Here is a 10,240-nt window from a genome sequence, read left to right on the forward strand (position 1 = left end):
GCCGACCTTGATACCGCCGCAGCTCGCCGCGGGATACCGCCGACGGTATGCGAATCAGAGCCGCTGGGCGCGGGGCGTGGTGAGGGCGTTCAGGTCGATGGTGATCGGAGTGCCCTCGAAGTCCAGTTCGGCGGCACCGGAGTGCTCGCCGAAGTTCTCGTACTCGCCCTCGACCAGGCGGTAAGTGATCATGCTGACCGGGTCGTCGAGGTCGACGATCCAGTAGTGCTCGATGCCGACCTCGGAGTACTCGGAGAACTTCATCACCCGATCGGTCCGGCGAGTGCCCTCGGACAGCACCTCGATCACTAGATGCACATCATTGGCCGCGAAGCGTGCCGGGTTCGTCTCGACCAACCCTGCCGGAGCCACCATCACGTCGGGCACTCTCACGGTCAGTGGCATCTTGTCGATGACGACCTCGACCTCGCTCAGCGCGCTGAACGCGGCGGGGAGCTGCTGGTCGACCAGGTAACCAAGGCGAGTGACCGCCCGCTGGTGGAACGACAACGGGCGCGGCGACACGAGAAGTACCCCTTCGACCACTTCGACCTGGAACTCCGGGGTTTCCGGCAGCTCGGCCCAGTCGTCGAGGGACAGGAGATGGTGAGGCCAGTCCACGACACTCATCCGCCTTCTCCTTCACCGTGCGTTACTGGAACCAGTCTCGCATGGAGCCTGCCGTATTGCTACTGCTCTGTGTAGTCGCCCGATGGGGCGCCCCAGCCTGTTACATCGCCGCCACGCTCCTCCGCGATCGCCCGCCGCCGCGCGTTCTCCGCGCGCACTCGGTCCACTTCGGACTGGATGTATTCCTCGTCGTAGCGCTGGAACACCCGCGCCGGATTCCCCGCGACCAGCGAACGCGGCGGAACGTCCTTGGCCACCACGGAATTCGGCTGTACCGTGGCGAAATCGCCGATCGTCACGCCTGCCATGATCACGACGAGGCCGCCGATGAAACAGCCCTTGCCGATCTTCACGGGTTTGCGCTCGATCAGGTCGCTGCCGGAATGGTTCTGCAGCGTCATGTTCGCCAGCCAGCTGGAATGCGTGAAAATCAGCGTGTTCAGCCCGATGCTGGTGTGCTCGCCGATTTCCAGCCCGCCGCTCGCGTCCAGCGCGGCGCCCTCGCCGATCCAGCAGTGTTCGCCGATCCTGAGGTTCTCCGGGCTGATGATCTTGACGCGTTCCCGCACCCGCGTGGTTTCCGGCAGTCCGTAGAACTTCGCGCGCTCGGCGTCGTTCATGTACTGCGAAACCAGCTCGGTCAGGATCTGCGGGCGCAGCCGGTTGCTGCGCTCGTCATCGAAGAACATCGGCGTCCGCCACGAGTTTGTCGAAGGTGCGCAGGTGTTCCTCGGCGACGACGTCGAGGCCGAAGTTGGCCCGCACCATGGCACTTTCGCTGCGCGCGATCGCGGCGCGGTGTTCCGGGTCGTCGAGCAGTTCGAGGACCGTGCGCGCGACGGCTTCCGCGTCGTCCGGCCGCACCAGCAGGATGTTTTCGCCGTTGCGCAACTGGATTCCGGGGTAGTTGTCCTCGGTGACCGACGCGATCGTGGCCGTCTCCGAGAGCATCGCCTCCAGCGACGCCGTGCCGCAGCCGCCGTTGAGGTCGTGCGTGACGATGTCGGCCGCGGCGAAGTACGCCGGGACGTCTTCCTTCGGCACCGCGCCGGTGACGATCAGCGACTCGGCGACGCCGAGTTCCTCGGCCCGCTTGAGAAACGCGTCGTGGTAGACGCGGCCGACCACGACGACCTTCACCCCGGGATGTTTGTCCACAATGGACGGCAATGCTTCGACGAGCGGAAGCCGGTTGCGTAGCGGGATGACGTGCCCGAGTGAGACGATCAGCGGCGCGTCACCGATTCCGTGTTCCTCGCGGACGTCCTTCGTCAACGGCTTGTCGAAGTGCGCGACGTCGACCGCGATCGGGAAGTACTCGGAGTTCGCGTCGCTGGTGCCGTAGCGCTCGACGCAGTAGTCGACGCCCAGCTTGTCCAGGATGACGTACCGCGGCCTGAGGTAGCGCAGGATCGGCCGCACCAGCACCGCGTCGAGGAACCGGAACACGCTTCCATACAGCTTGTTGTCGCTGATCAACAACGTGTGGATGGTCAACAGCGCCGGAATTCCGTGCCGCCGCGCGTAAATCCCGGCCAGCCACGAAAGGTCGAAGAACTGGCCGTGCAGGTGGATCGCGTCCGGTTTGAACTCGTCGAGCAGCTTCCACAGCCGCCGCCAGTTCCCCGGCCGCAGCGACGCGAAGCTCATGTCGAAGTCGATCGACAGGCCGAGCTGCGGCATCTTGACCGCGGGCAGCCGGACGACGCGGTAGCCGTCGCGCTCCTCCTCGGCGGGCGCATCGGCGTAGGCCGCGGTGATCGCGAGGACCTCGTGGCCGCGCGCGGCGAACTGAGCGGCGAGCGACGCGGCCATGTGCGCGCTGCCGCCCACGCGCGGCGGGAAGAAGTTGTTCACCACCGCGATGCGCAGCGCACGCCCTTGTGCGGGTCCCGCGGAGGTCACGGGGTGTCACTCACCAGTTCACGCATACCGTCCTCGACCGAGATCTTCGGCTCCCAGCCGAGGACCTCGCGGGCGCGGGTGATGTCGGCGGCACGGCGCGACACCAGCACGTCGCGGTCGTTGAACTGCGGCTCGACGTCGACGCCGACAGCCTCGATGAGGATCTTCGCCAGCGTCGCGATGGACGTGTCGATGCCGGTGCCGATGTTGATCGGCAGGTTGCCCCGCACGGATTCCAGCGCGGCGACGACGGCGCGCGCCAGGTCGGAGACGTGCACGAAGTCCATCGACTGGTCGCCGCGGCCGTCGATGATCGGCGGCTGGCCGTTGCGCAGGCGCTGGATGAAGTGGTTGATCACCGAGGTGTAGTAGGCCTCGATCTTCTGGCCGGGGCCGTACACGTTGAAGAAGCGCAGCGCGTTCCAGGACAGGCCCTTCTGCCGCTCGTAGAACCCGAGCAGGTCCTCGCCGGCGCGCTTGCTGATGCAGTACGGCGTGAGCGGGCGCAGTGCGTCGTCCTCGTGCATCGGCAGCCGCTCGGGGTCGCCGTAGACCGAGGCGGTGGACGCGAACACCAGGCGCTCGACGCCTTCGTCCGCGGCGGCGGCGAAGACGTTGTGGTTGCCGATCATGTTGATGTCGATCGACTCGTGCGGGTCGGCGATCGACTTGTTGATCGACACCGTCGCGAAGTGGATGACGTGCGTGCAACCGCGCATGGCCTCGCGCACCGCGCCGCCGTAGCGGACGTCCTTCTCGACCAGCTCGACCTTGCCGGTGGCGACGAACTCGTTGACCCTGGCGCGGTCGCCGCGGGTCATGTTGTCGAGGATCCGGACGGTGTAGCCGCCCTCGATCAGCAGCGGGATGACGTGCGCGGCGATGAACCCGCCGCCCCCGGTGAAGAGGACCTTCTTGTCGGACATGGTCACGCTTTCTCCTCGATCGGCGTCCGGGCGGTGGGCAAGGGATTTTCCGGCCCCGCGGCCTGAGCGTTAAGCACAGTGCTCACGTGAGGCTGTGCACGGCGTCGCGCACGGTCGCGGTGACGCGGTCGACCTCGGTGTCGGTGAGGTTCGCGTGCATGGGGACGGCCAGGTGGCGGGCGAAGGCGTCGGCCGAGACCGGCAGCGGCGGCTGGTCGCCGTAGATCGGCTGCAGGTGCGAGGCGTAGGTGCCGAAGTTGCACTGGACGCCCTGCTCCCGGATCCGCAACGCGAGCGCGTCGCGGCTGATCTCCGGCGCGACGGTGAGGATGTAGGCCTGCCACGGGTGTTCGCGGTCGGGCAGCTCGACCGGGACGGTCAGTCCGTCGATGTCGGCGAACGCCTCGTGATAGCGCTTCGCCACCGACCGGCGGGCGGCCAGCAGATCCGGCAGGCGGTCCAGCTGGACGTTCATGATCGCGGCCTGGATGTCCGAAAGCCGGAAGTTGTAGCCCAGTTCGTGGAAGCTCGGGATCGGCAGGCTGTTGGAACCTTCGCGGGAAATCGCGGGTTCGATGCCGTAGGTGTGCAGCTTGCGGGCCCGCGCGATCAGGTCCTCGCGGTCGGAGACCAGCGCGCCACCCTCGCCCGCGGTGATGCCCTTGCGGCCGTGGAAGGAGAACGCCGCGAGGTCGGCGAGGCTGCCCGCCGGGCGCGTCCGGTACGTCGCGCCCGCGGCGCAGGCGGCGTCCTCGAACAGCCAGAGGCCGTGCTTGTCGGCGATCGCGCGGTACTCGTCGAAGTCGCCGGGCTGGCCGGCGACATCGACGGCCAGGATGCCGACGGTCCGCGGCGTGATCGCGGCCTCGATCGCGGCCGGGTCGGCGCTCCAGATGTCGGGGCGGATGTCGGCGAACACCGGCTTCGCGCCCGCCTGGACCACGGCGTGGCCGGTGGCGGGGAAGGTGTAGTCGCCGACGATGACCTCGTCACCGGGCTGGACGCCGAGCACCTTGAGCCCCAGGAACAGGGCGGAGCCGCAGTTGCTCGTGCTCAGTGCGTGGGCCGTGCCGACGGTGCGGGCGAAGCGCTCCTCGAAGCGGCGGCACGCGGGCCCCGCACCGGCGAGCCAGCCGGAACGGAACACCTCGGCCACGGCGGCCAGCTCTTCGTCGCCGACGGTCGGCTGGCCGAGGACCACGGGTTCCTCGCTGTTCGACATACCTCTCCCATTGCGTGGGGACGCGGCGAAGTGTATAGAGCACCGGATGCCTAGAGCCTTTCGGGTGACATCCGGGCGTGGCGTGACGCAAGGGGCAAGTGGGACGTTGACGCCGTTCCTGCTCGTCGGCGGCTTAGGCTGAACGTATGCGCTTCGGCATTCTGGGGGAGATCGCCGCGTGGGACGCCGGCGGCGGCCGGATCGCGATCGGCGGCCCACGATCGAGAGCACTGCTCTCGCTGCTCGCGTTGGAGGCGGGTCATTTCGTCTCCGCCGAGCGGCTCATCGACGGGATGTACGGCGATTCCCCGCCGGACGGCGCGGCCAACGCCCTCCAGTCGCAGGTGTCGAGGCTGCGGAACGCGTTGAAGGACGTCGCGGTCGTCGAGTTCACGTCGGCCGGGTATCGGCTCGACGTCGACCCCTCCGAAGTCGACGTACACCGCTTCGAGCATTTGGCAACCGAAGGGCGTCGCGCGCTGGCTTCCGGCGACGCGGTCCGCGCGGCGGAGTGGCTACGCGACGCGCTGGCGTTGTGGCGTGGGCCCGCGTTCGCGGATGTCCCCGAAGCCCCGTTCGTGGCCGCGCAGATCACCCGGCTGGACGAGCTGCGGGCGGACGTCGCCGGTGACCGCGTCGACGCCGAACTGGCGCTGGGGCAGGCGCAGGACGTCGTGGGCGAGTTGCGCTCGGCGATCGCGGAACACCCGCTGCGGGAACGGCCACGTGCGCAGCTGATCCGTGCGCTGAACGCGTTGGGGCGGCCTGCCGACGCGCTCGCCGCGTTCGAGGAGGCGCGGCGGACGCTGGCCGACGAGCTGGGCGCCGACCCTGGTCCAGACCTCGCCGATGCGCATCTCGCGGTGCTGCGAGGATCGCCGGAGAAGCCGTCGGCTGCGGCTGCGTTGCCCGCCCAGCTCACCAGCTTCGTGGGCCGCGACGACGAACTGCGTCAGGTTTCGGAGCTGCTGAAGCGCGGCAGGCTCGTCACGCTCGTCGGGCCGGGCGGCACCGGGAAGACGCGGCTCGCGATCGAGGCTGCCAGTGCCGCGCCAGAGCAGGCCACGTTCGTCGGGCTCGCTCCGCACGCCGAAGGCACCGAGCTGCCGCAGGCGGTCTTGGCGGCGCTCGGCCTGCGCGACGGGTCGCTCAGCACTCGCGGCGACGGCGTCGCGCGGGACCCGGCGGATCGGCTCGTCTCGGCGCTGGCCGAACGCGCCGGGCTGCTGGTACTGGACAACTGCGAGCACCTGATCGACGCTGTCGCGCGGTTGGTGGCCCGGTTGCTCGCGGCGTGCCCCGGGCTGCGGGTGCTCGCCACCAGCCGGGAGCCGCTGGGCATCACCGGCGAACTGCTGGCGCCGGTCCCCCGGCTCGCGGTGCCGCCGCCCGGCACCTCGGCGGCGCGAGCGCTGGACTACGCCGCGGTCCGGCTCTTCGCCGACCGCGCGGGTGCGGCCGATCCGGCGTTCGCGGTGGACGAACGGACCATCGGCGACGTCCAGCACGTCTGCGCGGCGATGGACGGGCTGCCGCTCGCGATCGAGCTGGCGGCAGCGCGGGTCCGCGCGCTGCCGGTCGGCGAGATCGCGGCCCGGCTCGACGACCGGTTCCGGCTGCTGGCCCGCGGAAGCAGGGCGGCCGACGCACGGCATCGCTCGCTGCGCGGCGTCGTCGAGTGGAGCTGGGACCTCCTCGACGAGGACGAGCGGCGGCTCGCACGCAGGTTCACCGTGTTCGCCGGAGGCGCGACGCTGGTCGCGGCGGAGCAGGTCACCGGCGTCGCCGACACGCTCGACCTGCTGCCCGGCCTTGTCGACAAGTCGCTCGTCGAGGTCGTCGGCGGCCGCTACCGGATGTTGGAGACGATCCGCGCGTTCTGCGCCGAGCAGCTGACCGCCGCCGGCGAGGACGAGGAGCTGCGGCGCGCGCACGGCGCGTATTTCCTGCGGCTGGCCGAGGAGGCCGACCCGAAGCTGCGCACGGCCGACCAGCTGGCGTGGCTGGACCGGCTCGACGCCGAGTACGACAATCTCCTCGCCGCGCTGCGCTGGTCCGCCGAGTCGGCGTCCGACATCGCGATGCGGCTGGTCACGGCGTTGTCGATGTACTGGTGGATGCGGGGACGCCGGTTCGAGGGGGCGGCGCTCGCGCTGGAGGTCGTCCGGCACATCGGCGCCGAACCGCCCACCGAGCGGATCGACGACCTCGTGGTGTGCGTGCTGAACGCGATGTCGAGCGCGCCCGACGACGAGCTGGTGACCCGGCACGCCGCGCTGGTCGAGAGGTATGCCGACGACCGGGTGACCACGCTGCGGCATCCGGCGCTGACCATGTTGCTGGGCATCGTGCACGGTCCGCCGGGCGACGACGAGGACCTGGTCCGGCAGGCCGAGCTGCTGCAGGCCGACAGCGATCCGTGGGTGCGGGCGCTGGTGCCGACGGGGCTCGGCCTGTGGGCAATGATGACCGGCAGGCTGGCCATGGCCGAACAGTCGCTGCGCGAAGCGTCGACGCGGTTTCGCGCGCTCGGTGAACGCTGGGGCCTGTCGATGACGCTGGATCACCTTTCGCAGTTGCTGAGCTGGCAGGGCCGGTACGCCGAGTCGCTGGACCTCATGGGCGAGGCGATAGCACTGATGCAGGAGCTGGGTGCCACCGACGACAACGCCGACCTGTTGTGCCGCCGGGGCGACAGCCGCGCCGCGCAGGGAGACCTCGCAGGCGCGCGGGAGGACTACGAGGTCGCGATCGCACTCGCGAAGCGCGCCGGGATGCCGGAAAGCCGCGCTCTCGGCTACCTCGGTCTTGCCGGGCTCGCGCGGCGCGGTGGCGATCTGGAAGCGGCGGGGGCGCTGAGCGAACGAGCGCTGGCGGAGTGTCCCGGCGGGTCGTTCGCCACCGAAGGAGTGCGGACGGCGGCGATGATCTCGCTCGGCTGGATCGCCGTGGAGCGGGGCGTGGCCGCCGAAGCCGGGGAACGGTACCGGCTGGCACTGCTCTCGGGCCGCCGATGGCACGACGGGACCGCGGTGGCCTCGGCGCTGGAGGGGCTGGCCGGGGTGGCGATGCTGGAGAACGAGGGCGAGCGCGCGGCGCTGCTGCTCGGGGCCGCGGTCGCCGTGCGCGGCACGGCCATGGCCGGTGACTTCGACGTGGCACGCGTGCGTTCGGCGGCGCGGGACCGGATCGGGCTCGACGCGTTCGACCGCGCCTACGGGAGCGGGCTGACGATGCCGCGGCAGAAGGCGTTGACGACGGCCGGGGTGCCCGCTGGGCCGTGATCATCGGCTTCGCGTGATTCGGCGTTGCGGTTCGGCTTTGCGCGGTTTGGCTTCGCGGTTTGGTTTTCGCGGCCTGACGCACTGTGCTTCGTGATCGGCTTTTGGTGTTCCGCGTGCCTCGCGAGTACTGTCCCTTGTGGACGCGAACCACAGTCCTTTATGGACATTCACGCGTGGTTTTCGTTGCTGTATCCCCTAGGGCAACCCCCACCCTCCCGGGGGCACCCCTGCAACCAGCGTATCGCGCCAGGGGGTCTCAGCGGGGGCGGTCGGTGAATCTGTGGATAGCCGAACCCGTTGTGGATAACTTCGCCCTGGGACCCGGCGGGTCGTGAAGCTGGTTCCGCGAGGCCGCCTCCTGTCCCGAACGACGCGGTGCTGATGTTGAACAGTGCTGTCGGTTATTGCTGGCGGTGAGGTGCCGAGGGACGCCTTCGGTGCGCTCGATGCGCCGAGGGACGCCCTCGTCGCACCCAACGCACCCAGGGCGTCCCTCGGTATCCCCGGCAGGCGGGCGGACGGTGCGTGAACGGTGCGCGGACGGTCAGCGCCGCCGGTCAGTGTCCCGGTACCCACCGCGCGACCGCCAGGGGACGGCCGCGCCGAGACACCTCCGGAGGGGGATCCGATGGCTCAATTGTCCGCACGCCGCAAAGTCGGGATCGTGCTCGTCTGCGTGCTCGCGCAACTGCTCATCGCCGTCGACATGACCGTGCTGCATCTGGCGATCCCGGCGCTGTCCGAAGCGCTGCACCCCAGCACCACACAGGTGCTCTGGATCGCCGACGGCTACGGCTTCGCACTGGCCGGGCTGCTCATCACGATGGGCAACCTCGGCGACCGCATCGGCCGCAAGAAGCTGCTGCTGACCGGCGCCGCGCTCTTCGGCGTCGCGTCGATCGGCACCGCGTACGCGCCGAGCGCCGAATTGCTGATCGTCGCGCGTGTCCTGCTGGGCGTGGCCGCGTCGACACTGATGCCGTCGACACTGTCGATCATCCGCAACGCGTTCACCGGTAAGGAACGCACCGCAATCATCGGCCTTTCCAGCGGGCTCACGATCCTCGGCTTCGGGCTCGGCCCGCTGATCGGCGGCGCGCTGCTCGGCCATTTCTGGTGGGGTTCGGTGTTCCTGGTCAACGTTCCGGTCGTCGTCCTGCTCCTCGTCGCGGGCGTACTGGTCCTGCCGGAGTCGCGCAATCCGTCGCCGGGCCGCATCGACGTGCTCAGCGTCGGCCTCTCGGTGCTGGGCGTGCTCGGTGTCGTGTACACGATCAAGGAGGTCGCTTACAAGGGCTTCGCGCACTGGGACGTCGGCGTCGCGGCCGTCATCGGAGTCGCGGGCCTGGTGACGTTCCTGCTTCGACAGCCCCGGCTCACCGAACCGCTGGTGGATCTGGCGCTGTTCCGGCGGCGGGCGTTCTCGGCGACGATCGGGACCACCGTCGTGGCGATGTTCGCGCAACTGGCGGTGTCGATCTTCGCGACGCAGTACTTCCAGCTCGTCGTCGGTTGGTCACCGCTCAAGTCGGGATTGGCGGGGCTCCCCGGGATGGGCGGCGCGCTGGTCGGTGGCGTGCTCAGCGGGCTGGCCATCAAGACGTTCGGCCGCGCCGCGACGATGGCCGCAGGCTGCGCGCTGTCGGCCGCGGGTTTCGCGCTGTACAGCCGGATCGAGGTCGTCACCGGATATCCGTACCTCGTCGTGACAATGGTGGTGTTCGGGCTCGGGCTGGCGTTGATCATCACCGTCGCCACCGACACGGTGCTCGGCGTCGTGCCCCGGGAGCGCGCCGGGGCGGCCTCGGCGATCTCCGAAACGGCGACGGAGCTCGGTGGTGCGCTGGGCATCGCGATCCTCGGCAGCGTCCTGGGCGCGCTATACCGCGACAATCTGGTGCTGCCGACCGGCCTCTCGCCCGAGGCCGCCACCGCGGCGCGCGAGACGCTCGGCGGGGCCGCACAGGTCGCGGCCCAGCTCCCCGGCGGGCTGGGGGCGCAGCTGTTCGACAACGCGCGGCAGGCGTTCGTGAGCGGTGTTCAAGTGACGCTGCTGGCTTCGATGGTCCTGATGGCGCTGCTCGCGGTGGCCTCGTACCCGGCGTTGCGCGGCGTCCCGAAAATCCTCGAGGACCCGGACGCCGAGGACACGCCCGTCGCCCCGGTCGCTGTCTGACCCGGCTGTCCGTGAAGGCCTCCTTCACCACCCGACGCGCCCGGAGAGGAGGCGACACCGACCGCTAGCAACACGGCGCCCCGCGCGGCGCCGCCCG

Annotated in this window: 7 protein-coding genes; 2 read left to right on the plus strand and 5 right to left on the minus strand. The window is 69.8% G+C overall.

Features of this window, described 5'->3' with window-relative positions:
- Positions 1 to 54: 54 nt before the first annotated feature.
- From ACFWY9_RS22105 to ACFWY9_RS22125, 5 genes are all read right to left on the minus strand, one after another.
- Positions 55 to 630, minus strand: coding sequence for a Uma2 family endonuclease (locus ACFWY9_RS22105; RefSeq protein WP_378339808.1), 576 nt, complete (start codon positions 628 to 630; stop codon positions 55 to 57).
- A gap of 59 nt (positions 631 to 689) precedes the next feature.
- The gene (locus tag ACFWY9_RS22110) at positions 690 to 1,319 is read right to left on the minus strand and encodes an acyltransferase (protein ID WP_378330762.1); all 630 of its coding nucleotides are present in this window, start codon (positions 1,317 to 1,319) and stop codon (positions 690 to 692) included.
- Positions 1,306 to 2,502 (minus strand): glycosyltransferase family 4 protein, encoded by a 1,197-nt coding sequence (locus ACFWY9_RS22115; RefSeq protein WP_378339826.1) that lies wholly within the window; start codon positions 2,500 to 2,502, stop codon positions 1,306 to 1,308. The genes ACFWY9_RS22110 and ACFWY9_RS22115 overlap by 14 nt, the downstream gene beginning before the upstream one ends.
- 29 nt (positions 2,503 to 2,531) lie before the next feature.
- Positions 2,532 to 3,461: an NAD-dependent epimerase/dehydratase family protein gene (locus tag ACFWY9_RS22120; RefSeq protein ID WP_378339827.1), complete on the minus strand. Its 930-nt coding sequence runs from the start codon at positions 3,459 to 3,461 to the stop codon at positions 2,532 to 2,534.
- Between the two features lie 82 nt (positions 3,462 to 3,543).
- The gene (locus ACFWY9_RS22125) at positions 3,544 to 4,683 is read right to left on the minus strand and encodes a DegT/DnrJ/EryC1/StrS family aminotransferase (protein ID WP_378339809.1); all 1,140 of its coding nucleotides are present in this window, start codon (positions 4,681 to 4,683) and stop codon (positions 3,544 to 3,546) included.
- 146 nt (positions 4,684 to 4,829) lie between these two features.
- Here ACFWY9_RS22125 and ACFWY9_RS22130 point away from each other — a divergent pair, with 146 nt between their 5' ends.
- Complete coding sequence (locus ACFWY9_RS22130) at positions 4,830 to 7,967, plus strand: BTAD domain-containing putative transcriptional regulator (protein ID WP_378339810.1); 3,138 nt, start codon at positions 4,830 to 4,832, stop codon at positions 7,965 to 7,967.
- 628 nt (positions 7,968 to 8,595) lie between these two features.
- The gene (locus ACFWY9_RS22135) at positions 8,596 to 10,143 is read left to right on the plus strand and encodes an MFS transporter (RefSeq protein WP_378330765.1); all 1,548 of its coding nucleotides are present in this window, start codon (positions 8,596 to 8,598) and stop codon (positions 10,141 to 10,143) included.
- Positions 10,144 to 10,240: the final 97 nt, after the last annotated feature.

Origin of the sequence: Amycolatopsis sp. NPDC059027, assembly GCF_042739735.1 — a bacterium.
In the GTDB taxonomy this organism is placed as follows: Bacteria; Actinomycetota; Actinomycetes; order Mycobacteriales; family Pseudonocardiaceae; genus Amycolatopsis.

What these genes read in the sequence shown, in the direction of transcription:
- ACFWY9_RS22105 (WP_378339808.1), bottom strand. Translation starts at nt 630, where the DNA reads ATGAGTGTCGTGGACTGGCCTCACCATCTCCTGTCCCTCGACGACTGG.
- ACFWY9_RS22110 (WP_378330762.1), bottom strand. Translation starts at nt 1,319, where the DNA reads ATGTTCTTCGATGACGAGCGCAGCAACCGGCTGCGCCCGCAGATCCTG.
- ACFWY9_RS22120 (WP_378339827.1), bottom strand. Translation starts at nt 3,461, where the DNA reads ATGTCCGACAAGAAGGTCCTCTTCACCGGGGGCGGCGGGTTCATCGCC.
- ACFWY9_RS22125 (WP_378339809.1), bottom strand. Translation starts at nt 4,683, where the DNA reads ATGTCGAACAGCGAGGAACCCGTGGTCCTCGGCCAGCCGACCGTCGGC.
- ACFWY9_RS22130 (WP_378339810.1), top strand. Translation starts at nt 4,830, where the DNA reads ATGCGCTTCGGCATTCTGGGGGAGATCGCCGCGTGGGACGCCGGCGGC.
- ACFWY9_RS22135 (WP_378330765.1), top strand. Translation starts at nt 8,596, where the DNA reads ATGGCTCAATTGTCCGCACGCCGCAAAGTCGGGATCGTGCTCGTCTGC.